At 65.0% G+C, this 23,656-nt stretch carries 26 protein-coding genes and 1 tRNA gene; 15 read left to right on the top strand and 12 right to left on the bottom strand.

Features of this window, described 5'->3' with window-relative positions; genetic code table 11:
- Window positions 1-16 precede the first annotated feature (16 nt).
- The 4 genes from HNS34_RS12045 (at window position 17) to HNS34_RS12030 (ending at window position 4,191) form a co-directional block, all read left to right on the top strand.
- Window positions 17-1,096: an ABC transporter ATP-binding protein gene (locus HNS34_RS12045; protein WP_172320320.1), complete on the top strand. Its 1,080-nt coding sequence runs from the start codon at window positions 17-19 to the stop codon at window positions 1,094-1,096.
- Between the two features lie 17 nt (window positions 1,097-1,113).
- Window positions 1,114-2,295, top strand: a complete 1,182-nt coding sequence (gene uxuA, locus HNS34_RS12040; RefSeq protein ID WP_172320319.1) for a mannonate dehydratase — start codon at window positions 1,114-1,116, stop codon at window positions 2,293-2,295.
- A 300-nt stretch (window positions 2,296-2,595) separates the two neighbouring features.
- A complete protein-coding gene (locus HNS34_RS12035) occupies window positions 2,596-2,937 on the top strand; it encodes a DUF2853 family protein (protein WP_172320318.1) in 342 nt (113 codons plus the stop codon).
- 90 nt (window positions 2,938-3,027) lie between these two features.
- Window positions 3,028-4,191: a M20 aminoacylase family protein gene (locus tag HNS34_RS12030; RefSeq protein ID WP_172320317.1), complete on the top strand. Its 1,164-nt coding sequence runs from the start codon at window positions 3,028-3,030 to the stop codon at window positions 4,189-4,191.
- 306 nt (window positions 4,192-4,497) lie between these two features.
- Here the strand turns inward: HNS34_RS12030 and HNS34_RS12025 are convergent, their stop codons facing one another.
- The 4 genes from HNS34_RS12025 to tsaD are packed head-to-tail and all read right to left on the bottom strand — an operon-like array spanning window position 4,498 to window position 7,201.
- On the bottom strand, window positions 4,498-4,917 hold the full coding sequence (locus tag HNS34_RS12025) for an EVE domain-containing protein (protein ID WP_172320316.1): 420 nt from the start codon (window positions 4,915-4,917) through the stop codon (window positions 4,498-4,500).
- Window positions 4,918-4,919: 2 nt separating this feature from the next.
- Window positions 4,920-5,186 (bottom strand): YciI family protein, encoded by a 267-nt coding sequence (locus HNS34_RS12020; RefSeq protein WP_172320315.1) that lies wholly within the window; start codon window positions 5,184-5,186, stop codon window positions 4,920-4,922.
- A 6-nt stretch (window positions 5,187-5,192) separates the two neighbouring features.
- Window positions 5,193-6,131: an NAD(P)H-dependent glycerol-3-phosphate dehydrogenase gene (locus tag HNS34_RS12015; protein WP_172320314.1), complete on the bottom strand. Its 939-nt coding sequence runs from the start codon at window positions 6,129-6,131 to the stop codon at window positions 5,193-5,195.
- The gene (gene tsaD, locus HNS34_RS12010) at window positions 6,128-7,201 is read right to left on the bottom strand and encodes a tRNA (adenosine(37)-N6)-threonylcarbamoyltransferase complex transferase subunit TsaD (protein ID WP_172320313.1); all 1,074 of its coding nucleotides are present in this window, start codon (window positions 7,199-7,201) and stop codon (window positions 6,128-6,130) included. Before tsaD ends, HNS34_RS12015 begins: the two co-directional genes overlap by 4 nt.
- A gap of 48 nt (window positions 7,202-7,249) precedes the next feature.
- Between tsaD and HNS34_RS12005 the strand changes: the two genes are divergently transcribed.
- From HNS34_RS12005 to HNS34_RS11990, 4 genes are all read left to right on the top strand, one after another.
- Complete coding sequence (locus HNS34_RS12005; protein ID WP_214647472.1) at window positions 7,250-7,960, top strand: uroporphyrinogen-III synthase; 711 nt, start codon at window positions 7,250-7,252, stop codon at window positions 7,958-7,960.
- 100 nt (window positions 7,961-8,060) lie between these two features.
- Complete coding sequence (locus HNS34_RS21015; RefSeq protein ID WP_172320312.1) at window positions 8,061-9,335, top strand: COG4223 family protein; 1,275 nt, start codon at window positions 8,061-8,063, stop codon at window positions 9,333-9,335.
- A gap of 15 nt (window positions 9,336-9,350) precedes the next feature.
- Entirely contained in the window at window positions 9,351-10,877 is a 1,527-nt protein-coding gene (locus HNS34_RS11995) for a heme biosynthesis protein HemY (RefSeq protein WP_172320386.1), read from the top strand.
- A gap of 53 nt (window positions 10,878-10,930) precedes the next feature.
- Window positions 10,931-11,006 (top strand) — tRNA-Thr (locus tag HNS34_RS11990).
- 101 nt (window positions 11,007-11,107) lie between these two features.
- On the opposite strand, the gene HNS34_RS11985 is transcribed toward HNS34_RS11990, so the two are convergent.
- The 6 genes from HNS34_RS11985 to HNS34_RS11960 form a co-directional block, all read right to left on the bottom strand.
- Window positions 11,108-12,676 carry a hypothetical protein gene (locus tag HNS34_RS11985; RefSeq protein WP_172320311.1) on the bottom strand — a complete coding sequence of 523 codons (1,569 nt, stop codon included), beginning with the start codon at window positions 12,674-12,676 and terminating at the stop codon, window positions 11,108-11,110.
- Window positions 12,673-13,677: a glycosyltransferase family 2 protein gene (locus tag HNS34_RS11980; RefSeq protein WP_172320310.1), complete on the bottom strand. Its 1,005-nt coding sequence runs from the start codon at window positions 13,675-13,677 to the stop codon at window positions 12,673-12,675. The genes HNS34_RS11985 and HNS34_RS11980 overlap by 4 nt, the downstream gene beginning before the upstream one ends.
- Window positions 13,678-13,699: 22 nt before the next feature.
- Window positions 13,700-14,101, bottom strand: coding sequence for a GtrA family protein (locus HNS34_RS11975; RefSeq protein WP_172320309.1), 402 nt, complete (start codon window positions 14,099-14,101; stop codon window positions 13,700-13,702).
- A gap of 9 nt (window positions 14,102-14,110) precedes the next feature.
- Window positions 14,111-14,776, bottom strand: coding sequence for a class I SAM-dependent methyltransferase (locus HNS34_RS11970; protein ID WP_172320308.1), 666 nt, complete (start codon window positions 14,774-14,776; stop codon window positions 14,111-14,113).
- A 31-nt stretch (window positions 14,777-14,807) separates the two neighbouring features.
- Window positions 14,808-16,355: an acetolactate synthase large subunit gene (locus tag HNS34_RS11965; protein WP_172320307.1), complete on the bottom strand. Its 1,548-nt coding sequence runs from the start codon at window positions 16,353-16,355 to the stop codon at window positions 14,808-14,810.
- A gap of 99 nt (window positions 16,356-16,454) precedes the next feature.
- Entirely contained in the window at window positions 16,455-17,507 is a 1,053-nt protein-coding gene (locus HNS34_RS11960) for a PLP-dependent cysteine synthase family protein (protein WP_172320306.1), read from the bottom strand.
- 153 nt (window positions 17,508-17,660) lie between these two features.
- Between HNS34_RS11960 and HNS34_RS11955 the strand changes: the two genes are divergently transcribed.
- The 4 genes from HNS34_RS11955 to HNS34_RS11940 all read left to right on the top strand — a co-directional run bounded on the left by HNS34_RS11955 (window position 17,661) and on the right by HNS34_RS11940 (window position 19,946).
- Complete coding sequence (locus tag HNS34_RS11955; protein WP_172320305.1) at window positions 17,661-17,900, top strand: hypothetical protein; 240 nt, start codon at window positions 17,661-17,663, stop codon at window positions 17,898-17,900.
- Between the two features lie 136 nt (window positions 17,901-18,036).
- Window positions 18,037-18,450: a BrnA antitoxin family protein gene (locus HNS34_RS11950; protein WP_172320304.1), complete on the top strand. Its 414-nt coding sequence runs from the start codon at window positions 18,037-18,039 to the stop codon at window positions 18,448-18,450.
- A 373-nt stretch (window positions 18,451-18,823) separates the two neighbouring features.
- The gene (locus tag HNS34_RS11945) at window positions 18,824-19,348 is read left to right on the top strand and encodes a helix-turn-helix domain-containing protein (RefSeq protein WP_172320303.1); all 525 of its coding nucleotides are present in this window, start codon (window positions 18,824-18,826) and stop codon (window positions 19,346-19,348) included.
- Window positions 19,332-19,946, top strand: coding sequence for a DUF3800 domain-containing protein (locus tag HNS34_RS11940; RefSeq protein WP_172320302.1), 615 nt, complete (start codon window positions 19,332-19,334; stop codon window positions 19,944-19,946). Before HNS34_RS11945 ends, HNS34_RS11940 begins: the two co-directional genes overlap by 17 nt.
- A 215-nt stretch (window positions 19,947-20,161) precedes the next feature.
- On the opposite strand, the gene ahcY is transcribed toward HNS34_RS11940, so the two are convergent.
- Window positions 20,162-21,544, bottom strand: coding sequence for an adenosylhomocysteinase (gene ahcY, locus HNS34_RS11935; protein WP_172320301.1), 1,383 nt, complete (start codon window positions 21,542-21,544; stop codon window positions 20,162-20,164).
- Window positions 21,545-21,670: 126 nt separating this feature from the next.
- Window positions 21,671-21,820: a hypothetical protein gene (locus HNS34_RS11930; protein WP_172320300.1), complete on the bottom strand. Its 150-nt coding sequence runs from the start codon at window positions 21,818-21,820 to the stop codon at window positions 21,671-21,673.
- A 149-nt stretch (window positions 21,821-21,969) separates the two neighbouring features.
- On the opposite strand from HNS34_RS11930, the gene HNS34_RS11925 reads away from it, so the two are divergent.
- The 3 genes from HNS34_RS11925 (at window position 21,970) to HNS34_RS11915 (ending at window position 23,594) form a co-directional block, all read left to right on the top strand.
- Complete coding sequence (locus tag HNS34_RS11925; RefSeq protein ID WP_172320299.1) at window positions 21,970-22,218, top strand: hypothetical protein; 249 nt, start codon at window positions 21,970-21,972, stop codon at window positions 22,216-22,218.
- Window positions 22,219-22,293: 75 nt separating this feature from the next.
- Entirely contained in the window at window positions 22,294-22,899 is a 606-nt protein-coding gene (locus tag HNS34_RS11920) for an HD domain-containing protein (RefSeq protein WP_172320298.1), read from the top strand.
- Window positions 22,900-22,925: 26 nt separating this feature from the next.
- A complete protein-coding gene (locus tag HNS34_RS11915; RefSeq protein ID WP_172320297.1) occupies window positions 22,926-23,594 on the top strand; it encodes a ferredoxin reductase domain-containing protein in 669 nt (222 codons plus the stop codon).
- Window positions 23,595-23,656 lie beyond the last annotated feature (62 nt).

The following is a 23,656-nucleotide window of genomic DNA, read 5'->3' as shown; positions in this document are numbered from 1 at the left end:
GGAAAGAGGGTCTGACATGGCCAGTATCGAGCTGAGAGACGTGCGCAAATCCTACGGCGCGGCGGATGTGATCAAGGGCATCGACCTCAATGTCGCGCATGGCGAGTTCTGCGTTTTCGTCGGCCCCTCGGGCTGCGGGAAATCCACGCTTCTGCGGATGATCTCGGGGCTGGAGGATATTACCGGCGGCGAGGTCGTGATCGGTGGCGACGTGGTCAATTCGATCCCCGCCGCCGACCGGGGCCTGGCGATGGTGTTCCAGTCCTACGCGCTCTACCCGCATATGACGGTGCGCCAGAACCTCAGTTTCGGCCTGGAGAATATCAACACGCCGAAATCCGAGATCGCGACCAAGATCGACGAAGTCTCGAAGATGTTGCAGATCGACATGCTGCTGGACCGGAGGCCCAAGGACCTGTCGGGCGGGCAGCGTCAGCGCGTCGCCATCGGACGTGCCGTGGTGCGTGAGCCGCGCGTGTTCCTCTTCGATGAGCCGCTGTCGAATCTCGATGCGGAACTGCGCGTCGACATGCGCGGCGAGATCGCGGCCCTGCACCGGCGGCTTGGCAACACGATGATCTATGTCACCCATGATCAGGTCGAGGCGATGACCATGGCCGACAAGATCGCCGTCCTGCGGCTCGGCGAACTGGAGCAGTTCGGCGCGCCGCTGGAGCTTTACAACCGGCCCGAAAACATCTTCGTGGCGGGGTTCATCGGCAGCCCCAAGATCAACTTCGTCGCGGGCCGCGTGGCCGAGGATGACCGCACCGTGCTGGAGGTCGCGACCGGCGAACGCATGGTCCTGCCATCAGGCGGTTTCGCACAGCGCCCCGGTCAGGCGGTGACGCTTGGGGTGCGGCCCGTCGACCTGCAACCGGTGCAAGGGGGCACGCTGACCATGCAGGTGCGCAGCGTCGAACAGCTTGGCGGCGAATCCTATATCTACGGCCACCTGACCGACGCCACCCCCATCACCCTGCACAGCCCCGGCCAAACGCAGGTGAACATGGAGGAGACGATCCAGATCGGGCCGATCAACGACCAGCTTCACCTCTTCGATACCGAGACCGGCCGCACCTTGCGGATGGATTGAGCGGGAAGGGGCGGGGGATGCGGCAGACATGGCGATGGTTCGGTCCGGCGGATGAAATCCGGCTTTCCGAGATCCGGCAGACGGGGGCCGAAGGCATCGTCTCGGCCCTGCATCACATCCCCTCGGGCGCGCTTTGGCAGATCGAGGAAATCCGCGCCCGGCAGGATTTGATCGAGGCGGGCGGCCTGACCTGGGACGTGGTGGAAAGCCTGCCTGTCTCGGAGGCGATCAAGACGCAGAGCGGCCCCTGGCGCGCGCATCTGGACAGCTACCGGCAGAGCCTGCGCACGCTGGCCGCCTGCGGCATCGAAACGGTCTGCTACAACTTCATGCCGGTGCTGGACTGGACCCGCACCGACCTGACCGCACAGCAACCGCCGGGCGGCCACGCGATGCGTTTCGACCTGGTCGATTTCGCGCTGTTCGACTGTTTCCTGCTGGCCCGCGACGGGGCCGGGCAGGATTACTCCGCCGCGCTGGTCGAGGAGGCCGCCGCGCGTCATGCCGATATGGACGATGCGGAACGCATGGCGCTTGCAAGCAATGTCGTGGCCGGTCTGCCCGGTGCGAATGAGCGCTGGACGCTGGAGGATGTGCGCGACCAGCTTGGCGCCTATGCGGATATCGACGCCGACAGGCTGCGCGCAAACCTGATCGACTTCCTGTCCGAGGTCGTGCCGGTCGCCGAGGAGGTCGGCATTCGCCTCTGTTGTCACCCCGACGATCCCCCCTTCCCGCTGCTCGGCCTGCCCCGCGTGATGTCGTCGCTCGACGATTACAGGCAGGTGTTGGGGGCGGTGGACAGCCCCGCCAATGGCGCGACGCTCTGCACCGGGTCGCTTGGCGTGGCACCGGAGTTCGACCCCGTGGCCTTCGTCGAGGCGCTCGGCCCCCGCATCCATTTCGTCCACCTTCGCAACACGAAGCGCGACGGTGCGTCGGATGGCGCGCGGCACAGTTTCCACGAATCCCCGCATCTGGAGGGCGATACCGACATGGTCGCCACCATCCGCGCCCTGATGGCCGAAGAGGCGCGCCGCAAGAGCCAGGGCCGCACCGATGCGCAGATCCCGATGCGGCCCGATCACGGGCAGGCGCTGCTGTCCGATCTGGAACGCCCGATGATGCCGGGCTATCCGCTGGTGGGCCGTTTGCGCGGCTTGGCGGAGCTGCGCGGGGTGATGGCGGCGCTGGCGTGAGCGCGGATCAGGCGGTCAGGGGGGTGACGACACCCTCGCGGATCACTGCCGGGTCATGCCTTCCTGCTCATTGATCCGATTCCCCCTCGCGACCGCTTTTCCTCTGTCGCCGAGGTCAAGCCAATCCTGTCGCTGCGTCATCCACCGATCCGGGCCGTTTCCGGTGCGAAACCTGTCGCCTTCCTGCCCCGAAGCGGAAAAATCCGCGATTGCCCCTTTCCAGATGCGTCTCGCTTGGGTTGTATTGCGCCGGGGACGTGTGGGCCATGACGGCCATTCAGCCAAAAAGGGAGAGAAGAGATGGGCAAACGCGACGATCTGATCGCCATGTATGCAGAGGATTTGCGGACCAAATGCGGGATGACACCCGATATGGACCTGCTGACGAAAGTGACGATCGGTTGCGGACCGGCGATCTACAATGCGGATGCCTCGACCGTGGCAGGCTCGCAGAAGGAAGAGCTTGAGACGGTGAAGAACAACTTCCTGATCAAGAAACTGGGCCTTGCCGACGGCCCGCAGCTGGATGCCGCGATTGCCTCGGTCATCGACACCTATGGCAAGTCCGAGCGCAACAAGTATCGCGCCGTGGTCTATTACATGCTGACCAAGCATTTCGGCAAGGAAGCCGTCTACGGCTGACACCGGCCTGCGGATCGGTATCAAAGAAGGCCCGTCATTGCGCACGGGCCTTTTTGCTGCTTCTGTCTGGCCAACAGAGGAGACGGACCAATGCCGATCAGGAACCGCTACGCCGAGCTGCACCCCGAGATCACCGAATGGCGACGGGATTTCCATACCCATCCCGAATTGCTGTTCGAGGTCCACCGGACGGCGGCCAGGGTGGCCGATCTGCTGCGCGGCTTCGGCTGCGATGACGTGGTCGAGGGCATCGGGCGCACCGGTGTTGTCGGCGTGATCAAGGGCCATCGCACCGAAAGCGGCAAGGTCGTGGGGCTGCGCGCCGACATGGACGCGCTACCGATTCATGAAGCGACGGGCGTGGATTATGCCAGCCAGACGCCGGGTGCCATGCATGCCTGCGGCCATGACGGGCACACCGCGATGCTGCTTGGCGCGGCGAAATACCTGTGCGAGACACGCGCCTTCAACGGCACTGCCGTGGTGATCTTCCAACCGGCGGAAGAAGGCGGCGGCGGCGGGCGCGAGATGTGCAAGGACGGGTTGATGGACCGCTTCGGCATCCAGGAGGTCTACGGGATGCACAACATGCCGGGCACGCCCGTGGGCCATTTCGCGATCCGTCCCGGTCCGCTCCTGGCCTCGGCCGATGAGTTCGAGATCGTCGTGACCGGCAAGGGCGGACACGCCGCAGCCCCGCACCAGGCGGTCGACACCACGCTGGTCGCGGCGCAGATCCTGCTGTCCCTGCAATCCATCGTGTCGCGGACCGTGAATCCGCTGAGATCCGTGGTGGTCACCGTCGGCACCTTCAGGACCGACAGCGATGCCAGCAACGTCATCGCGCACACGGCCCGGATGGAGGGCACGGTGCGCACGCTGGACCCGGAATACCGGACGATCGCGGAACGCCGCATTCGCGAGATCGCGGAAGGCACTGCCACGGCGCATGGCGCGAGCGTCGAGGTGACATGGACCGAAGGCTACCCCGTCACCGTGAACTGGCCCGAAAACACGGGCTACGCCGTGGAAGTGGCACGGTCGATCTCGGCCCATGTCGATGACGAGACCGACCCGATCATGCCCGCCGAGGATTTCAGCTTCATGCTGGAGGAACGCCCCGGCGCCTATATCTTCCTGGGCAATGGCGACACCGCGATGTGCCACCACCCGGCCTACAATTTCGACGACGAGGCGATCCCCTTCGGCTCAAGCTGGTATTCCGGCATGATCGAAGCGCGGATGCCTATGTAACGCGACCTGAAGGCGGGGCGATGCGCTCGGTCGACCGAGCGCATCTGCGGCCCGTCGATGGGCCGCATCGCCCGGTGCGAAGGTTTTGCCTAAAAGGCGAGGCGCAATTCAGTTGCGGAGACCGCCCGCGTCCGGCTAATCTCCTCCTTGTCCGGCCAGTATGGTGGACCCTCATAGAACACGTGCGGAGCGAGGTGATGCGCGTGGGTGAAAGGAGGGTTCCGGGGGGTCGGAACCCTCCTTGTTTTTTGGGGGCGGCCTCGATCCGACATCCATCCGGATCAGCGCCTTGGCGCGCGCACAGCCCTAAGCGGAAAATCCGCCGAGATCGCAGATGATGCGCCATTCCTCCGCGCGCACGGGCTGCACCGACAGGCGGGAGTTCCTGACCAGCACCATCTCGGACAGGCGCGGGTCGGCCTTGATCGTGTCGAGATCGACGGGCGTTGCGAACGGCCCAATGGCCTTGATGTCCACGCATTCCCATCTTTCGTCATCCGTGGTGCTGTCCGGGTGCGCCTCGGCGATCACCTCGACCACGCCGACGACGGCCTTTTCCTTCTGCGAGTGGTAGAAGAAGCCCCGGTCGCCCACCTCCATCTCGCGCATGAAGTTGCGCGCCTGGTAGTTGCGCACCCCGTCCCATTCCTCGCCCGCGTCGCCCTTGGCGACCTGATCGTCCCAGGACCAGGTGGAGGGTTCCGATTTGAACAGCCAGTATTTCATCGTCAGATCACCTTGTTCCACGCCTCGATCCGCACATCGGCGAACAGCCCCGCCTTGGCGTAGGGGTCATTCGCGGCCCAGGTCTCGGCCTCCTGCCGGGTCTCGACATCAATCACGACAAGCGAGCCGCACATCTCGCCGCCTGCGTCCAGGAACGGCCCCGCCATCTCGGCGCCCGTGTCCCTGAGATAGGCGACATGGGCGTCGCGATTGGCCTTGCGGACCTCCAGGTGGCCGGGTTTGTCGGTGCAGATCATGGCGTAGCGCATGGGGGGTCACTCCTGTTTCAGGGGGCGGTTCAGCAATTCGGCCATCACATCCTGCACGCTGGCTTGTCCCCCTGACAAGGCGGCGACGGCGGTGGCGATGGGGGTGTCCAGGTCGGGATGGGCCGAGATCTCCTGCGCCGTGGCGGTGCCTTCGACGGTCATTGCGGCATCAGGGGTTTTCCCCGCGCCAAGCGCCTGACCGAAGCGGTAATTGCGCGACTTTTCCGACGTGCAGGTCAGCACGAGGTCGCCGAAGCCCGAGAGGCCCGCGAGGGTCTCGTCCCGCGCCCCCCGGTCGCGGGCAACGCGACGCATCTCGGCGAAGCCGCGAGCCATCAGGGCAGCCCGCGCGCTTTCGCCAAGCCCCGCGCCCATCACGGCCCCGGCGGCAATGGCGATGACGTTCTTCAATGCCCCGCCCAGTTCCGCGCCGACCACGTCCGTCGTGCGGTAAAGGCGCAGGACGGGGGTGGAGAGACGATCCTGAAGCTGCGCACCAAGCGCATCATCGGCGCAGGCCAGCGTCAGGGCGGTCGGCAATCCGGCGGCGATGTCGGCGGCGAAGCTCGGGCCCGTCAGCGCCCCTGTCGTGACGCCTTCGGCATGGGCAGCGATCAGCGCCGAGGGGCTGAGCCCGGTCGCCTTGTGGATGCCCTTGGCGCAGGAAAGCACGGTGCCGCTTCGCGCGGGCAACCCGTCAAGGAACCCGTCCAGCTTCTGCGTCGGGATCGCCACCAAGAGGATATCCGACGTCAGGTCGGACAGGTCGCCCGTTACCCGCAACGCGTCGGGAAACCGATGTCCGGCCAGGCGCTTGGCATTCTCGCGCGCGTCTTGCATCCCTTCCGCCCCGGCCCGCGCCCAAAGCGTCACCTCTGCCCCGCCGCGCGCCAATGCGATGGCGAGCGCCGTGCCGAACGCGCCTGCGCCTGCGATGTCGATCATGCCTTGGCCCCTTTCCTGCCGGACCCGAGCAGCGGGGCCGAGGCGGTATCCAGCGGCCAGCGCGGACGCGCCATCAGGTCCATGCCGTCGCGATGTCCGGCACGATAGGCCTCCCACCCCGCCCAGGCAATCATCGCCGCGTTATCGGTGCAGAGCGCCATGGGCGGCGCGATGAAGGGCAGGGGGGTGGCCACCTCCTGCAAGGCTGCGCGCAGGGTCTGGTTCGCCGCCACCCCGCCCGCGACGGCAAAGCCCGTCAGGTCCGATTGTCCGGCCAGCGCGCGGCGCGATTTCTCGGCCAGCACGTCGCGCATCGCGGCCTGGAACCCGGCGCAGATATCGGCGACGTCCCCTGCGTGAAGCCCGCCCTGATCGGCCACCAGCCTGTCACGCAGGCGCAGAACGGCCGTCTTGAGGCCGGAAAAGGACATGTCGCAACCGGGTCGATCCAAGAGCGGACGGGGCAGGGCAAACCGCGCAGGATCGCCGTCCTTCGCCGCCCGCTCCACCGATGGCCCGCCCGGTTGCGCCAGACCCAGAAGCCGCGCGACCTTGTCGAAGGCCTCGCCCGGCGCATCGTCGATGGTGCCGCCGAGCCGGGTGAAATCCTCGGCCCCGTCCACGCGCAGGAACTGGCAATGCCCGCCCGAGACCAGAAGCATCAGGTAGGGAAACGCCACCCCATCGGTCAGGCGCGGCGTCAGCGCATGGCCCGCCAGATGGTTCACGCCAAGGAGCGGCAGACCAAGCCCCATCGCCAGTCCCTTGGCGCACATGACACCCGAAAGAACCCCGCCGATCAGCCCTGGCCCCGCCGTCACCGCGATGACGTCCAGGTCGCGCAATCCGATGCCTGCCTCGGCCACCGCCTGCTCTACCATCAGGTCCAGCTTCTCGGCATGGGCGCGGGCCGCGATCTCGGGGACCACGCCGCCGAACGCGGCGTGCAGGTCGGTCTGACTGCTGACGACCGAGGACAGGAGCGCCGGTTCGCCCCCCGCCCGCAGCACAGCCGCCGCCGTATCGTCGCAGCTGCTCTCGATGCCCAGGATGGTGACGGGATCAGACATGCGGCCCCTCGTTGCGGAAAATCTGCTTTGCAGGTAGCACTCGGCCCCATGACTGACAATGCCGCGCCCCTGATCCTGCTGACCCGCCCGCGCCCGGCTGGTGAACGCTTTGCGGCGGCCTGCCGGACGGAGTTGGGGGAGGGGGTGGAGATCTTGCTCGCCCCGTTGCAGGAGATCGCCGAGGTCGGCCCCTTGCCGGTCATTCCAGAGGATGCCGCGCTGATCTTCACCTCGGAAAACGGTGCGTTCTCCTATGCCGCCCAGGGCGGGCGCCGGGGCCTCACCGCCTATTGCGTCGGAGACCGGACCGCCGAGGCGGCAAGCGCGGCGGGGCTGGAGGCGGTCTCGGCGGATGGGGCGGTCGACGATCTGCGCGCCCTGATCCTGCGCGCACCCGAGAAAGGGCCGCTCCTTCACCTGCATGGGCGTCACGTCACCGGTGATCTGTCGGGGCAATTGCGCGCGGCAGGGCTGCGGGCCAGCGGCCATGTCGTCTATGAACAGCGCGACCTGCGGCTGAGTGACGAGGCACGGGACGCTTTGACAGGCCCCCGCCGGGTCGTCGCGCCCGTCTTCTCGCCCCGCAGCGCCCGCTTGCTTGCCCGCGCCGCCCCAGACATGCGCAACACCGTCCTGCCCTGTATCAGCGAAGCCACCCGCGCGGCCCTGCCCGAGGCGCTGCGCCCTCATGGCACGATCAGCGACAGGCCCGACGCCGCCGCCATGCTGATCGCCGTGGCGAGACAACTTTGCCCCTAGCCCTGCCTTGCCTGCCATGTCAGTTTGATTCTTGACTCGGGCCGAGGGGCGGAACTTTCCGCCTGCCCGCGCATTGGATTATCGGGGAAGGGAGCCTGTGGTGGCCAAGAAGACGACAACACCTGCCGAAGACGAAGCCGCAACCGCCGCGACCAGCAACGCGACGGCGGACACGCCCGATGTCGAAGAGGCGGAGAGTGTCGAAAGCCCCCCCGAGCCTGAGCAATCCGAGCCCGAACAAGTCGATGCCCCCGCCCCCGCGGACACGCCCCCCGGCACGCAAGAGCCGCCGCAGCTCGAGACACCGGACCCCGCTCCCCAGGTCATCGAAAGACGCGGCCCCGGCTTCGTGCCGCTGGTCCTGGGCGGGATTGTCGCAGGCGCCATTGGCTATGGCGTGGCCTATTACATGGCCGATCAGGCCCCCAGCGTCGATATCGACACGCCGCTGGCCGAGGTTTCCACCCAGTTGGAGAACCAGAGCAGCAGCATCGCGGCCCTGACCGAGCGCACCGCCGCCGTCGAGGCGCAGATCGGTGAGATGCCCGAGCCCGCCGAGGCCGTCGATCTGACCCCGCTGACCGCCCGCATCGACGAGGTTGCCGCCAGCGTGGCCTCAAATGGCGAGGCGATCCAGGGCCTCACCGACCGGGTTGCCTACCTGGAAACCCTGCCTTTGGGCGAGGAGGGCGCGGACAACACTGCCGCGATCAACGCCGCCGTGGCGCAATTGCGCGCGCAGATGCAGGCGGAGGCCGAGGCACTGGCCGCGCAGCAAGCCGCGAATGCGAGCCTGACCGAGGAGTTGCAAAGCGTCGCCGCCGCCGCCGAGGAACGCATCGCCGCCGCCGAGGCGCGCGCCGAGGCCCGCGTGGGCGGGGCCACCGCGCAGGCCGCATTCGGCCAGTTGCAGATCGCCGTCGCCACCGGCGCGCCCTTTGCCAGGGCGCTGGCCGACGTGGCCGAAGGCGCGGGCGTGGAGCCGCCCGAAGCGCTGACCGCTGCCGCCGAGACCGGCGTGCCGACCTTGCGGGAGTTGCAGACATCCTTCCCGGCGCTGGCCCGCGAGGCGCTGCCCATTGCCATCCGCGAAACCTCGGGCGAGGGTGCGATGAACCGCGTCACCGCCTTCCTGCAAAGCCAGGTCGGGGGCCGCTCGCTTGAGCCGCGCGAGGGCGATGACCCGGACGCGATCCTGTCGCGCGCCGAGGCTGACGTGCAGGCCGGTGACATAAGCTCCGCATTGCGGGAACTGGACAACCTGCCCTCCGCCGCGCAGGCGGTCATGGCGCCTTGGGTCGAGGATGCCAATGCCCGCCTGTCCGCAACCGACGCGATGGCGGAATTTGCCGCCGCGCTCGATGCGTCGAATTAAGGGGGCCGTCCGATGATGCTCTGGTCCGTTCTGAAAATCCTGATCTTCGTGCTGCTTGTCGTGGCGATCACCTTCGGCGTCAGCTTCCTGATGGAGACCGACCAACTGGTGCTGGTCACCATGTTCGGGCGCGAATTTGCGCTGACGCCGCTCTCGGCCGCCATCGCAGCGCTTCTGCTGTTGCTGGCGGTATGGATCGTGCTGCGGGTCGCGGGCCTGCTGGTGGCGACCTTCCGTTTCCTCAACGGCGATGAAACCGCCCTGTCGCGCTATTGGGACCGCCGGTCCGAGCGCAAGGGTTACGAGGCTTTCGCCGACGGGATGCTGGCGCTGGCCTCGGGCGAGGGGCGGCTGGCCATCCGCAAGGCCGAACGGGCCGAGGGCTACCTGAACCGCCCCGAGCTGACCAACCTGCTGGTGGCCCAAGCCGCCGAAATGGCCGGCGACCGCGCCAAGGCGACCGAGACCTACAAGGCGCTGGTGCAACGGGACGCCACGCGCTTTGTCGGTATTCGCGGGCTGATGCGCCAGAAGCTGGAAGTCGGGGATACCGAAACCGCCTTGGCCCTGGCCGAAAAGGCCTTTGTCCTGCGCCCGCAACATGGCGAGGTTCAGGATACGCTCTTGCAGCTGCAAGCCGGGTCCGAGAACTGGACCGGCGCCCGCGCCACGCTGGCCGCCAAGCTGAAATCAGGATCTCTGCCGCGCGACGTGCACAAGCGCCGCGATGCGGTCCTGGCGCTGGCCCATGCCCGCGATGCACTGGCCGCGGGGCAGATCGAGGAGGCGCGTAAGGACGCAACCGAGGCCAACCGCCTCTCGCCCGACCTGGTGCCCGCCGCCGTCATGGCCGCGCGCATGGCGATCGAGGAGGGCAAGCCGCGCGTGGCCACCAAGGTCATTCGCAAGGCCTGGGACAAGGCCCCGCATCCCGACCTTGCCGCCGCCTTCGCCGAGATCGAGCCGACCGAGTCGCCCGAGGAGCGGCTGAAACGCTTCCGCGTCCTCTTCTCCAAGCATCCCGACGACCCGGAGGTGAAGCTGCTCAAGGCCGAGCTGAATATCGCCGCCGAGGATTACGCGGCCGCCCGCGCAGCCCTTGGCGATCTGGCGGAAACCGCGCCGACCGCGCGTTCGCTGACCATCATGGCGGCCATCGAACGCGGCCAGGGGGCCGAGGATCATCACGTCCGGGCGTGGCTGGCCAAGGCCGTCACCGCCTCGCGCGGGCCGCAATGGACCTGCGAGGCCTGCGGCCATGTCCATGCCGATTGGCACCCGGTCTGCGAGCATTGCGACCGCTTCGACACGCTGGCCTGGATCGAGGCCCCGCAAAGCAACGCCGCGCTGGCCGCCACGGCCCCGATGCTGCCGCTGATCGTCGGCGCGCTGGAGCGTCCGCAGTCGGATGCCGAAGAGGCCGAGATCGTGGTGATCGACCCTGAAGAGAAGGATGACGAGGCCGCCACCGAGGCGGATGCACCCGCGCCCGAGGCGGAAACCGAGGAAGACGACCGCCCATCCGCGCCAGCGGCAAATTAGGGCTACCATTGCGCCCGCAGGCTTGCTAAGAGCCCGCGCAGATTAAGAAGCGTGCCGCTGTAGCTCAGCTGGTAGAGCACGTCATTCGTAATGATGGGGTCGGGGGTTCGAGTCCCTTCAGCGGCACCACGCTTCTCATGTCAATCTCGCAAGCCCGGATGTCACGATCACGGCAGGTGACCGCGTGAAATGGCGTTTGGCGTGTCCCCTGTCAGGGCTGACCTGTCCGCTCAGTAGTCATGCAGGCCGGCTGCAATCCTGAACAGCGTGAAGCGTCCGGTTGACGCGATCCGCTCCAGCCTTGGATCGTCCGGTATCTCGACAGGGTCCATCAGCAGGACATGGGTGAACTTCCGCTCCCAATCGCGGGCGAATTCCGGGACAACGCGGGCGGAGCCCTGGTCCAGCACAATCCTGATGTCGATCGCAAACAGCGCGGGATGGGTGGAACTGATCCATTCCGGCCGCACCCGCATGGCATGAACGCCCTGGAACAGGGTCGGCACGAAGACATCGCGCTGGTCCACAAGCAGGCCCTGAAGATGGGCCAGCCGAAGATCGAATTGCAGTCCGGGTCCGCGAACCGGCAGCAGGCGTGCCCCGGCGGGCAGGGTTTCGGTCGCGGTCAGCATATCCTGCACGTCACTTTCATACCGTGCCGCGAAGCGCTCGAAGGCGACACCTCGCGCGCCGATCAGCAAGACCAGTGCTGCGGCCAGGAGAACGGCGTGGCGCGGGGCGAGCGCGTGCCATGTCGTGCCCGCGATCAGCAGCACGGAAAGGAGGACAGGGGCGCGAATATCGACCAGCGCCACCCCGTTCAGCCAGCTTGGGGCGACCAGCATGGCAAGCGCAAGTGCCAAGGTTGCGCCGCGCAGTTGCGGTGCAAGAACAAGCTGCGGCCCGCGCACGGAGAACAGCCGCGAGAACACCAGCGCCAGGAGGGCGAGGCCAAGCATCGCAAGAAACCACAGCGCGGGTGCATCGCCTGTGCTCGGGGAATGCAGCGGCGAGGCGAACATCCAGAGCCGGTTGAGGAGCGTGCCGAATTCGGTGCGGCTGCCTGCAGGCGAGGGCCCCGCCCCGTGCAGCGTGATCGCAAGCCAGAGCACCGGCAGGACGAAGGGCAGCATCAGCCCGAAGAGTCGCAGCACCAGGAACCGCGCGTTCGCGGGTCTCTGCCGGATCACCTGGATTTCGCGCCCCAGGACCAGGATCGCGAGAAAGCCGAAGGCGAAGAAATGCATCAGGTAGAGGATTGCCGCGAGCGGCAGGAAGATCGCGATACGCAACCAGATGGGCCGGTCCTGGATGACAAGCCACAAGGCGAAGCCATAGAGGCAGAACGGCAGTGCCCAAACGAAATTCTGGAAGCCCCAGAAGAACGGTGCATTGAAGACCAGGAGCGCGGATGCGGCCGACCAGACGGTCCAGCGCCCGTGGACCACCCGCGCCAGGACCATCGAGGACAGGATCAGGTTCACCGCATAGGTGACCATCACCAGGTTGGCGAAACGAACGGCGTCCAAGGGGTATCCGAAACCGCGCCAGAGCAGGTCGATGGCCGCGTTCGGAACAAGGGACGCGGTGTAGAGGTAGTAACGCGACAGGGGGCCTTCATTGCCGGTCTCGGCGATATGCAGCCGTGCGATGTGGTTCGGCAGGTCGACCAGTGGCAGATAGGGGTGGAGCAGCAGCGGCAGCGCCGTGAACAGCACCCCGAAGGTGAATGCCAGGAGCGGCATCCACCGGCTCAGGTCACGGCTGCGCCCGTCTTCAAGGCAGTCGACCGTGGTCATCCGGCGCGGACCAGTTCGATGGGTTGCGGTGCGACGATGGTGTCATGTCCCGCGTGCTTGCTGGTGACGGTGTCGACGATGAAGCGTGGCCGCCGCTTGGTTTCCTCGTAGATCTTGCCGACATATTCGCCGATCACGCCAAGCGCGATGAGATGCGCGCCGCCAAGCAGGCTGAGCGGCAACACCACCGAGGTCCAGCCCGGCACCACCCGTCCACCGGCCCAGGCCACGACGGCCATAAGGCTGAACAGGAAGGCGAGGGCGGCCACCGCGAAACCGAACATCACGATCATCCGCAGCGGCTGAACCGAAAAGGAGGTGATGCCTTCCATGCCGAGGGCCAGCATCTTGCGCAGCGTATACTTGCTTTCCCCGGCGACGCGGGCGCTGCGGCTGTAGGTGACGATCTCGCTTTGGAAGCCGAGCTCGCGCACCATGCCGCGCAGGAACAGGTTGGTTTCGCCGAATTGCGACAGCGCCTTGAGCGCGCGGCGGCTCATCAACCGGAAATCGGCGTGATCGGGGATCAGATCGACCCCGAGCCTGCGGAGCGTCGCGTAATAGGCCCGCGCCGAGCGGCGCTTGAACCAGGTATCGGTCTCGCGGCATCCGCGCACGCCATAGACCACCTCGGCCCCGCGCATGTAAGCCTCGATCATCGGGGCGATGGCGTCCGGGTCATCCTGCAAATCGGCATCCATGCTGACCACGACATCGGCCTTGGCCTGCATCAGCCCGGCAAACAGCGCCTTCTGGTGGCCGTGATTGCGCGACAGCTTGACCCCGGTGACGGCGAAACGGGCGCCGACATTCTGGATCGCGGCCCAAGTGCCATCGGCGGAGCCATCATCGACCAGGATCAGCTCGAAGGGCTGCGCGATCAGCTTTGCCGCCAGGAGATCGGTGTTGAGTTGCTCCAGCCGACCAAAAAGCGCGGGCAACGTGGTTTCCTCGTTATAGCAGGGCACCACGATCGACAGCCTGGGTGTGTCGCGCTGCATGCTTTCGGGAGGGTGCGGCAGGTCAAATGCGGTGTATGAAAACGACATGTCTGGCTCCGAGGAAAACGGCGACGCTGTAGAACAGCGTTCCGGCGATCTGTGCGAAAAGGTAGGGGGTGTTCAGCGTCTGAAGGATGGAAATGATCAGGATATTCGCCACGAAGGCGACCAGGACCAGGACCAGGAAGACGGGCAGGGTCCGGTCGATGCGTCCGCGATGGCCAAAGGTCCATGACCGGTTGAGCCCGTAGGCCACCAGCCAGCCAAGCCCGTAGCCCGCCGCGTTGGACAGGACCAGATCGACCCCGGCGCCGAGATGCAGCGCGAGGATGACCGCCAGTCCGAGCCCGGTATTGATCAGCCCGACCACCACGTAGCGCCAGACCTGCACGGACAGGCTCAGGAGGGTGTTTTGCTGCGTCATGGCCATGCGTCAGGCCGTCGCAAAGCAGGCATATTGCGCGCCTGCGGGGCACCAGCGCAGGCGCGCCTCAAGCGGGCGCAACCGGGCCAGCGCGCGGGGGAAGAACACGTGATACTCGGTGCGGGGGGCCGTCCAGCCCGCCTTGCGCAGCCGTCGGCGCATCTCTCCCGCGCGGATCAGAACGGCGTTTTCGTCAAAGGGGCAGTTGCGCACCGCATGCTGCGTCAGGGGGTTCAGCGGGTTGTGCTCGAAGATCACCAGGCGGCCACCGGGGCGGGTGACGCGGCGAAGTTCGCGCAGCCAGTGAAGATGCTCGTCCTCCGGGATGCGGTGGAACACGCAGGCGGTGAAAGTAATGTCGAAACTGTCGCTAGGGGCCGGGATCTCGGTGGCGGAGATCAGCAGTTGCGCCTCCTGCGCGCCGTAACGAACCTGCGCTTCCGCCAGGCTCTTCTCCGACACATCGGAGGAGACGGTCGGCCTGTCGGGGAAATACTTGCGGAACGCGGGCAGCGAATTGCCCATGCCGCTGCCGAAATCCAGGATCGCGGGCGCGGTCATGCCCCAGGTCTGTGCAAGGCGTTTCAGGTCGCGGATCTTGTAATCGGCGAAGTAGCCCGGATCCTCTCCGGACAGCCGGATGCTTGCACTGTGCTGATCTTCGTAATCCGACACGTAGCCGTCAAATTCCGCCTTTCGACACGCGCTACAGCGTGACCTCGATCAGATAGGGGCCTGCCGTGTCGAGGCCGGTCTGCAATGCGGTGGACAGCTCCCCCGGCGTCGTGACCTTCGAGGCGGGGACGCCGTGGCCGCGCGCCATGGAGACCCAATCCAGCAGCGGATCCTCGACATCGAACATCGCGTGGGCATTGCGCCCGACCCGCGTGACCCCGAGGTTTTTCAGCTCGCCATGCAGGATCTGGTAGCCGCGATTGGCGTAGATCACCACGGTCACGTCCAGCCTCTCGCGCGCCATGGTCCAGAGCGATTGCAACGTGTACATGGCCGATCCGTCGCCGCTGAGCGCGATGACCTTGCGGTCAGGGCAGGCGACGGCGGCCCCCACGGCGGCGGGCAGGCCCTGACCGATGGCGCCCCCCATCGTGGGCAGCCAGTCATGCCGGCGCGCGGCATAGGTGGCCCCGGCCAACGGTGCGCCCGCGGTGACGGATTCGTTGACCAGGATGGCGTTCTCGGGGATGTGGCGGGCGATGACGGCTGCGGCGGTCTCGGGCGTGAGGTCTGCGTCCGGCTCCGGCATCTCGGGCAGGTCCAGCGGGACAGGGGCGGGCGGATTATCCGGCGCGTTCAGGCGCTTGGCCAGTTCCGACAATGCGTATTCCACATCCATCGTGCCGTCGCAGAGGTCGAGGATATGGCAGTCCGGCGGGGTCGGGACCGAGCCCTTGCCGGGATAGGCGAAGAAGTTGACCGGCGCGCCGGTGCCGCAGGTGACAAGGTGCTTGAGACCCGCGAGGATCTTCTGATTGGCCTCGATCACATAGACCAGTTGCTCGATCGGCAGGCTGCCCGCGCCGCGATCCAGACGGGCCGCATGAAGCGGGGCCAGCAGGCGACACCCCGCCCCGGCAGCGACGCGCGAGGCAAGATCCCGCCCCGGCCCGAACAGGGCCAGACCCCCGACCAACAAGGCGGAATCGGGCTGGCGCAGGGCCTCGGCCGCGGCATCCAGCAGGTCATCGGACGGACGCAGAAGCGGGGGCGGCGCAGCGGCCTCGACCGGCTCTGCGCCGTCGCCCCAGGCGGTGTTGGCGGGCAGGATCAGGGTGGCGATCTGGCCGTTCTTCATCCGCGCCGCGCGGATCGCGGCGGCCCCGTCACCCGCCACATCCAGGGCGGTCTCGCTGGTCCGGGTCCAATGCGAGATCGCCTGCGAAATCCCGTCCGTATCGCCCTTGAGGGGGCTTTCATATTTCAGGTGATAGGTCGCATGTTCGCCCATGACGTTGACCACGGCACTGCCCGCCTTGCGCGCATTATGCAGGTTCGAGAAGGCGTTGCCGAAGCCCGGTGCCAGGTGCAGCATCGTCGCCGCCGGTTTGCGCGCCATGCGGAAATAGCCATCCGCCGCGCCGGAGGTGCCGCCCTCGAACAGGCACAGCACGCAGCGCATCTCGGGGTGGTCATCCAGCGCCGCGACGAAATGCATCTCGGAGGTGCCGGGATTGGCGAAGCAGGTCTCAACCCCGCTGGCCAGCATGGTCTTCACAAGGCTTTCCGCACCGTTCATCTCGTCCCCCCTTCGCGGTTTCCCGAAGCTGATCACGAATGGACGCAAACCGGAAGGGCGCGCGTGAAAAGCTCACGGGTTTGTCCGGTTTCCGGGCGGTCACGCCGCCCCTCCGAACCGCGCATCCAGTTCGGCCATGACGGGGGCGATATCGCCGAAGCACTCGGCCACCCAGGCCGGGTCGTGATAGGTGTCGAGATAGCGTTCCCCCGCATCGCAAAGCAGCGTCACGATGGAACCGGTCTGACCCCGCGCGCGCATCGCGCCGGCCACCTGCAACGCGCCCCAGAGGTTGGTGCCCGTGGACGGCCCCGCGCGGCGTCCCGTCAGCTTGTGCAGCCAGTGGATCGTCGCGACGCTGGTCAGGTCGGGCACCTGCATCATCTCGGTGATCACGTCGGGCTGGAACGACAGCTCCACTTTGGGCCGCCCGATGCCTTCGATCATGCTGGAACATTCGGCGGTCAGGCTGCGGTCGCCGGTCCGAAAGGCGTCGTAGAAGACCGAGTTTTCCGGGTCCACAACGACCAAGTCTGTCTCATGACCTTTATAGAATATGTAACGCCCGAGCGTGGCCGAGGTGCCGCCGGTCCCTGCACTCATCACGATGGTGTGGGGGACGGGATGGGCCTCGCGCGCCATCTGGGTAAAGATGCTCTCGGCGATATTATTGTTGCCGCGCCAATCGGTTGCGCGTTCTGCAAAGGCGAACTGGTCCATGAAATAGCCGCCCATTTCGGCGGCCAGGCGCACCGCTTCGTCATGCATCCGGGGGGCGCTTTCGACGAAATGGCATTGGCCGCCGTAATGTTCGATCAGCCTTATCTTGCTGCGCGCGGTGCTGCGGGGCATGACGGCGATGAAGGGCAGGCCGATCATGCGCGCGAAATAGGCCTCGGAGACGGCGGTGGAACCTGAGGAGGCTTCTATTATGGGTTTGTTTTCGCTGAGTTTTCCGTTGCAGAGCGCGTAGAGGAACAGGGATCTGCCGAGGCGGTGCTTCAGACTGCCGGTGGGGTGTGTGCTTTCATCCTTGAGGTAAAGGTCGACGCCCGCAAGTGCCGGAATATCCAGCTTTATCAAGTGCGTATCGGCCGAGCGCTGGAAATCGGCCTCGATCTTGCGGATGGCGTCGGTGATCCAGGGGGTCATGGCAGGGCTTTCTCTTTCTACCTGATAACGTTGCATTTTTCGCAGGCGAGGGGAAGGGATTGAACCGGGGCGGGGGGCGGGACGACCCATAGATGCGACCTGACTCGTTTTCCGCCCACATTCTGTGCCCCCCAACCCCCTGCGAGGCCCAACATGACACTCGACAAGATCTTTGGCTGGCTGATGATCCTCCTGGCCGCCTACATGCTGCTCATCGCGCTTTTCACAGGCGATATGAATGGGTTGACCAGTCTTGGCTACAACCCCGACCTGCCCATGACCCTGGGCCGCGCGCCGCTGCGCTTCCTTGGTGGCATCGTGCTGCATGTGGTGATCGGCGTCTATGGCATCCGCCTGATTTCAGGTGCCGCATCGCTGCGCCGCGAGGACTGAAATGGGGGGGGTGCCTTTCGGTACACCCCCCGATGCACCCCCCGTACACCCCCGGATGCGTTTTCACGGGATTTTAGGAAAATGCCGTCAGACTGGCCCCGCAGACATTTCCAGACAGGAGACCGGGGCCATGAACATGGATGGCAAACCGCTGACGAAAGCGCAGCGGGAACATCACCACTATCCGATCGACCACATGTCGCGGGTCGAGTTCGACATGCATCACCGCATCTGGATCAACGAGCGGGTGCCGCGCGACTGGGCGCGGATCGCGGAGGAGGCCTCGCCGAGGAAAAAGCGGGTGACGATCCGGGTGGACGCGGACGTGGTGACGTTCTTCCGCAAGATGGGGACAGGGTACGGGCCGCGCATGAATGACGTGCTGCGGGCGTTCATGCATGCCAAGCTGATGGGGCTGTTTCAGGGGGACGAGACCCTGGACAAGTTCAAGGAGCAGGAGGAGAACGGGCCGCATCGGAGGCCAGAATGGGGGGATACGGACCGGAAGATGGCGAGGTTGGAGGAGATGCGGAGGCGGGATCGGCGGTGAGGGGGGGTGCTACGCTTGCTGCAGGAGGATTTTTGACGAGAATGAAACCAGCTTCGCTGACAAACAGGGAAGGGGTCGGATATTGCCCAAAATTTGGCTGATCACTACCATTGGAAACGTCACGAATGCGGCTATAAAACAAAAATCTTGCCTAGCGCGTTGACTTAAATTCCATCCCACGGGTATGATAGATTTTCTATCCCACCTATAGCGCGATTCCTTACAGCTAAGCATCGTGATCTGAGCATCGCGACTCCCGGATCATCGGAATACCATAATTCAGGTGGGGTGAAAAAGTCACCACCCGAAGGCGCGGCCAAGCCATTGAGACAATGCTCAAGCCTCCGTAAATCATATGGCAAGGAGGCCCGACATGGCTAAATCAACGACCAGCACGCCCAAGACCAGAACAACGCCAAAGCCTTCGCCGCCGAAGTCTTCAACTGAACGCATCTTCGGTGCGAAAGTTTTGTCGCATGGGTATACAGGGATTCCGAATATCTTACTTCGAGGGCAAAAGCGGTTGGGTATCAATGCGACTCAACTCAACATCATCGCTCAGCTTCTGAGTTATTGGATAAATCCGGAACGCCCACCGTTTCCTTCCAAGCGCGAACTTGCTGGACGGATTGGAATTACCGAGCAAACCCTGAGGATAAATATTAAGGCGCTGGAAGAGCGTGGGCTTGTCATGCGTGAACAGCGCGTCACAGCGGCCGGCGATTACGGTTCTAATACGTACCACCTCAACGGGTTAGTTAAAAGACTCAAGGAAATGGAGCTAGATTTTGAAGAGGAACGCAAAGAAAGGCAGGCAGCCCGCAAACTGACGGAGAAACCGAACGCCCGCGCGAATGCCCGAACGAAGAGAGGGCAAGGCGATGGCGGCACAGAATAAGCGTATCCTTTGCTTCATTGACGAATGCGGTACTGCGGGCGAAGATGGATTCGCGCTTGGTTGCGTCATGGCTTGGGCGCGCGATTGCGGGAGAGCGGACAAATCACTGAGTGACCTGCTGGAACCCAATGCAAATGAGTTGCATGCAGCGAACTTGAGCAAAGAGTATCTGCAAAGCCTTCTGACGCGCTTTTCGCAGACTGACAGACCTCAAGGTATCGTCATGATGAACCGTCTCGGCACCGTCACGCAGGGTACGCCGGCGGCAATCTACGCGAACAACGTCATCGAAACTGTCAAGGTCGCAGTTGGCCAGTTTCGTAAATTACACCAAATCGGTGGACGCGGAATCGGAAACGTCGAGCTTGTTTTAGATCGCAACCACCACAACAGCGACCCTGAGTGCCAAAGGATTATCGGTTACGCTGCTGACAATGACGGTCGCTTCAAGGCTGTGGACGCGGTTGTGCAGATTGATTCTGCTGCGTCGCGTCTGCTGCAACTTGCCGATGCCGTAGCTTACTCACGTATGTGGATTCACAGGGGCGAAGAGAATGCGAAGGGACTGCACGAATACTTTGGTATCATGGTGCTATAAATCAGAAAAACCGCCCGATGAGGCGGTTTTTAGGAGCGGCTTGCAACCGAACCTTTTGAGGTTCGGGTCACCGCAACGCTCGTCCTGCACGCGGCATGACGGGTCGCCGACAGTTTCCTGTCTGTAAGTGATGTAACATGGGTGGGGTTAAGATTCAACTACTCCCTCTTAGGATTAGGGTACAAAAGCGTTCCAACCAGGCCCAATCCTCCCCCTCAATACCGGTAATGCTCCGGCTTGAAGGGCCCGTCCACCGGCACGCCGATATAGTCGGCCTGGGCCTGGTCCAGTTGGGTCAGCTTGACGCCGATCTTGGCCAGGTGCAGGCGGGCGACTTTCTCGTCGAGTTTCTTGGGCAGGATGTAGACGCGGTTCTCGTACTGGTCGCCGCGCTGCCAGAGTTCCATCTGCGCCAGCACCTGGTTGGTGAAGCTGGCGGACATGACGAAGCTGGGATGGCCGGTGGCGTTGCCGAGGTTCAGGAGGCGCCCCTCGGAGAGCAGGATCAGGCGGTTGCCCGACGGCATCTCGATCATGTCCACCTGGTCCTTGATATTGGTCCATTTGTGGTTCTTGAGGGCGGCGACCTGGATCTCGTTGTCAAAATGGCCGATATTGCCGACGATGGCCATGTCCTTCATCTGGCGCATATGCTCGATGCGGATCACGTCCTTGTTGCCGGTGGTGGTGATGAAGATGTCCGCTGACGACAGCACGTCTTCCAGCAGCACGACCTCGAAGCCGTCCATCGCCGCTTGCAGCGCGCAGATCGGGTCGGCCTCGGTGACCTTGACGCGGGCGCCGGCACCGCGCAGCGAGGCGGCGGAGCCCTTGCCGACATCGCCATAGCCGCAGACCACGGCGACCTTGCCGGCCATCATCGTGTCGGTGGCGCGGCGGATGCCATCCACCAGCGATTCCTTGCAGCCATATTTGTTGTCGAACTTGGATTTGGTGACGGAGTCATTCACGTTGATCGCGGGGAAAGGGAGCGTGCCTTTCTTTTGCAGATCATAAAGCCGGTGGACGCCGGTGGTGGTCTCCTCGGAGACGCCCTTGATCGCGTCGCGGGTGCGGGTGAACCAGCCGGGGGAGGCCGCCATGCGTTTCCTGATCTGGGCCTGGATGACCTCTTCCTCCTCCGAGGTGGGGACGCCGAATTCCTCGCCCGCCTCGATGCGGGCGCCGAGCAGGACGTAGAGGGTCGCGTCGCCGCCATCGTCCAGGATCATGTTGGCGCCGTCCTCGAACTGGAAGGATTTGTCGAGGTAATCCCAGTGCTCCTCCAGCGTCTGGCCCTTGATGGCGAAGACGGGGATACCGGCCCTGGCGATGGCCGCCGCCGCGTGGTCCTGGGTCGAGAAGATGTTGCACGACGCCCACCGCACATCGGCGCCGAGATCGACCAGCGTTTCGATCAGAACGGCGGTCTGGATCGTCATGTGCAGGGAACCGACGATGCGGGCGCCCTTGAGGGGTTTCTGATCGCCGTATTCCTCGCGCAGGGCCATGAGGCCCGGCATCTCGGTCTCGGCGATGTCCAGTTCCTTGCGGCCATAGTCGGCCAGTGAAATGTCCTTGACGGTGTAATCGGTCATGTGAGCCTCCATTTGCGCGCGACATAGCAGGCGGGTCGGGGGCGGGCAATGGCGGTCGGGCAGACATGGATCGGGGCGCGCGACCATGGCTGGCGCGCGCCCCGATGCGCTGGTGTGTGGTCAGGTCTACTTGCTGCCGGATTTGCCGCCCTGGGCGGGTCCGGTGGGGCTGCCGCCCTTGTCGGCCATGCTGCCCTGCCGCGCGGCGGGGCCCTTGGCGCTCTGGTCCTTGCGGGCGGGGGCGTTTTCGGGGGTATCCCGGTCTTCCTTGCTCATGAATCCAATCCTTCAAAATGTGTTAACGCCCCGAGCCTAGCCGCGCGACCGGCCTGTCACCAAGCAAAATCTCCCCCGCGCCGGCGCGCGACCCGGAACAAATCCCGCCCGCGCGCCGTTTTCCCCCGCAAGAGAAAAGGAGACGCATCATGGCCCCACCCGACACGAACCTGGAAAAACAGAAACGCCGCCACAAATTCCCCCTGGTTGTCATGGGGGTGGTCGTGCTGCTTGTCGGCGTCATGATGCTCTATTGGCTGGCTGGCCTGTTCAATCCAGAGGATGAGGCCGGAAGCGAAGAAGGGTCGGCCCCGATCGAGCTGCCCGATGCCGGCGTGAGCGCGCCGCAGGGGACGCTTGAGCCGGGCGATCCGGGGGTCGAGATCCAGACCGACTAGGTTGGGCGTTGAAACCCGGGGGCCGAATGCTCTTTAACGGTCCTGCGCAGACTGGCGCGGGATCGTGAGGGACGCATGGCGAAACAGATGGCGAGAGCCTGGCAGAGGATGCTGTCGGGGCGCAGGCTGGACCTGCTGGACCCGACACCGGTGGATATCGAGATCGAGGATATTGCCCATGGCCTCGCCTTTGTAGCGCGCTGGAACGGGCAGACGCGGGGCGACTGGCCCTATTCGGTGGCGGAACATTCGCTGCTGGTCGAGGATATTCATGCCCGCATCGCGCCCGGGGGGCCTGTGAAATGGCGGCTGGCGGCCCTGCTGCATGACGCGCCGGAATACGTGATCGGCGACATGATCAGCCCGGTCAAGGCCGCCGTGGGGCCGGGATATGGCGAGTTGGACGCGCGGTTGAGCGCGGCGATTCACCTGCGTTTCGGCCTGCCCGCCGCCCTGCCAAAGGCGGTCAAGGCGCGGATCAAGCGGGCCGACAAGGTCTCGGCCTGGCTGGAGGCGGTGCAACTGGCGGGGTTCTCGGAGGCCGAGGCGACGCGGTTTTTCGGCCGCCCCGACCCGGAGCTGACGCGCGATCTGCGCCTGCACCTGCGCCCGCCCGCAGAAGCGCGCGCCGAGTTCGTGGCGCGGCACGAGGCGTTGCTGGGGCAGATCTGGGGACACTGAACGGAGACAGCAGAAGGAACCTTGCCATGACCCACACCCTGACCCTGGAGACCATCTTTCCCGTCACCCATGACACCTACCGGCTGCGCTTTGACAAGCCCGAGGGGTTCGAGTTCGAGCCCGGCCAGGCGACGCTGATGCGGCTGGACCGGGACGGCTGGCGCGAGGACAAGCATCCCTTCACCATGACCAGCCTGCCGGACGCGCCGCATCTGGAGTTTACCATCAAGACCTATCCCGAGCATGAAGGGATGACCGAGCAGATCGCCAAGCTGATCCCCGGCGACCGCGTGATCATCGGCGACGCCTGGGGCGCGATCACCGATAGCGGTCCGGGTGTCTTCATCGCGGGTGGCGCGGGCGTCACGCCCTTCATCGCCATCCTGCGCGACCGCGCGCGGCGGGGCGAATTGCAGGGCTGCTGCCTGATCTTCTCCAACAAGGAGGAGCGCGACATCATCCTGCGCGACGAATGGGAGGAGATGACGGGGCTGGAGACGCTCTTTACCCTGACGCAGGAGAAGGTCGAGGGGCTGGAATGCGGCATGATCGACGCGGAATTCCTGGAGACGCATCTGGAGGGGTTCGATCAGCGTTTCTATGTCTGCGGGCCGCCGCCAATGGTCGAAGCGATCCAGGGCATTCTGAAGGATCACGATGTGCCCGAGGACCGGATCACCGTGGAAAACGCCTGACATGAAAAGCAATGCGCCCGCCAGGTATTGGCGGGCGCTATTTTCTTGGTATCTCGGGAAGA

It is taken from the genome of Alterinioella nitratireducens, assembly GCF_013155465.1.
Lineage (GTDB): Bacteria > Pseudomonadota > Alphaproteobacteria > Rhodobacterales > Rhodobacteraceae > Alterinioella > Alterinioella nitratireducens.
Note: the sequence above shows the minus strand (reverse complement) of the source record. Positions and strands in the feature narration are given on the sequence as shown.

Excerpts from the sequence above, each read along its gene's own strand:
- HNS34_RS11945 (WP_172320303.1), top strand. The coding sequence starts at position 18,824 with ATGGCTAAATCAACGACCAGCACGCCCAAGACCAGAACAACGCCAAAG.
- HNS34_RS12045 (WP_172320320.1), top strand. The coding sequence starts at position 17 with ATGGCCAGTATCGAGCTGAGAGACGTGCGCAAATCCTACGGCGCGGCG.
- HNS34_RS11960 (WP_172320306.1), bottom strand. The coding sequence starts at position 17,507 with ATGACCCCCTGGATCACCGACGCCATCCGCAAGATCGAGGCCGATTTC.
- HNS34_RS11975 (WP_172320309.1), bottom strand. The coding sequence starts at position 14,101 with ATGACGCAGCAAAACACCCTCCTGAGCCTGTCCGTGCAGGTCTGGCGC.
- HNS34_RS11940 (WP_172320302.1), top strand. The coding sequence starts at position 19,332 with ATGGCGGCACAGAATAAGCGTATCCTTTGCTTCATTGACGAATGCGGT.
- HNS34_RS11980 (WP_172320310.1), bottom strand. The coding sequence starts at position 13,677 with ATGCAGCGCGACACACCCAGGCTGTCGATCGTGGTGCCCTGCTATAAC.
- HNS34_RS11930 (WP_172320300.1), bottom strand. The coding sequence starts at position 21,820 with ATGAGCAAGGAAGACCGGGATACCCCCGAAAACGCCCCCGCCCGCAAG.
- HNS34_RS11965 (WP_172320307.1), bottom strand. The coding sequence starts at position 16,355 with ATGAACGGTGCGGAAAGCCTTGTGAAGACCATGCTGGCCAGCGGGGTT.
- HNS34_RS11915 (WP_172320297.1), top strand. The coding sequence starts at position 22,926 with ATGACCCACACCCTGACCCTGGAGACCATCTTTCCCGTCACCCATGAC.
- HNS34_RS12030 (WP_172320317.1), top strand. The coding sequence starts at position 3,028 with ATGCCGATCAGGAACCGCTACGCCGAGCTGCACCCCGAGATCACCGAA.
- HNS34_RS11955 (WP_172320305.1), top strand. The coding sequence starts at position 17,661 with ATGACACTCGACAAGATCTTTGGCTGGCTGATGATCCTCCTGGCCGCC.
- HNS34_RS11925 (WP_172320299.1), top strand. The coding sequence starts at position 21,970 with ATGGCCCCACCCGACACGAACCTGGAAAAACAGAAACGCCGCCACAAA.
- uxuA (WP_172320319.1), top strand. The coding sequence starts at position 1,114 with ATGCGGCAGACATGGCGATGGTTCGGTCCGGCGGATGAAATCCGGCTT.
- HNS34_RS11920 (WP_172320298.1), top strand. The coding sequence starts at position 22,294 with ATGGCGAAACAGATGGCGAGAGCCTGGCAGAGGATGCTGTCGGGGCGC.
- HNS34_RS12025 (WP_172320316.1), bottom strand. The coding sequence starts at position 4,917 with ATGAAATACTGGCTGTTCAAATCGGAACCCTCCACCTGGTCCTGGGAC.
- tsaD (WP_172320313.1), bottom strand. The coding sequence starts at position 7,201 with ATGTCTGATCCCGTCACCATCCTGGGCATCGAGAGCAGCTGCGACGAT.
- HNS34_RS11950 (WP_172320304.1), top strand. The coding sequence starts at position 18,037 with ATGGATGGCAAACCGCTGACGAAAGCGCAGCGGGAACATCACCACTAT.
- HNS34_RS12005 (WP_214647472.1), top strand. The coding sequence starts at position 7,250 with ATGACTGACAATGCCGCGCCCCTGATCCTGCTGACCCGCCCGCGCCCG.
- HNS34_RS11985 (WP_172320311.1), bottom strand. The coding sequence starts at position 12,676 with ATGACCACGGTCGACTGCCTTGAAGACGGGCGCAGCCGTGACCTGAGC.
- HNS34_RS11995 (WP_172320386.1), top strand. The coding sequence starts at position 9,351 with ATGCTCTGGTCCGTTCTGAAAATCCTGATCTTCGTGCTGCTTGTCGTG.
- ahcY (WP_172320301.1), bottom strand. The coding sequence starts at position 21,544 with ATGACCGATTACACCGTCAAGGACATTTCACTGGCCGACTATGGCCGC.
- HNS34_RS12015 (WP_172320314.1), bottom strand. The coding sequence starts at position 6,131 with ATGATCGACATCGCAGGCGCAGGCGCGTTCGGCACGGCGCTCGCCATC.
- HNS34_RS12035 (WP_172320318.1), top strand. The coding sequence starts at position 2,596 with ATGGGCAAACGCGACGATCTGATCGCCATGTATGCAGAGGATTTGCGG.
- HNS34_RS12020 (WP_172320315.1), bottom strand. The coding sequence starts at position 5,186 with ATGCGCTACGCCATGATCTGCACCGACAAACCCGGCCACCTGGAGGTC.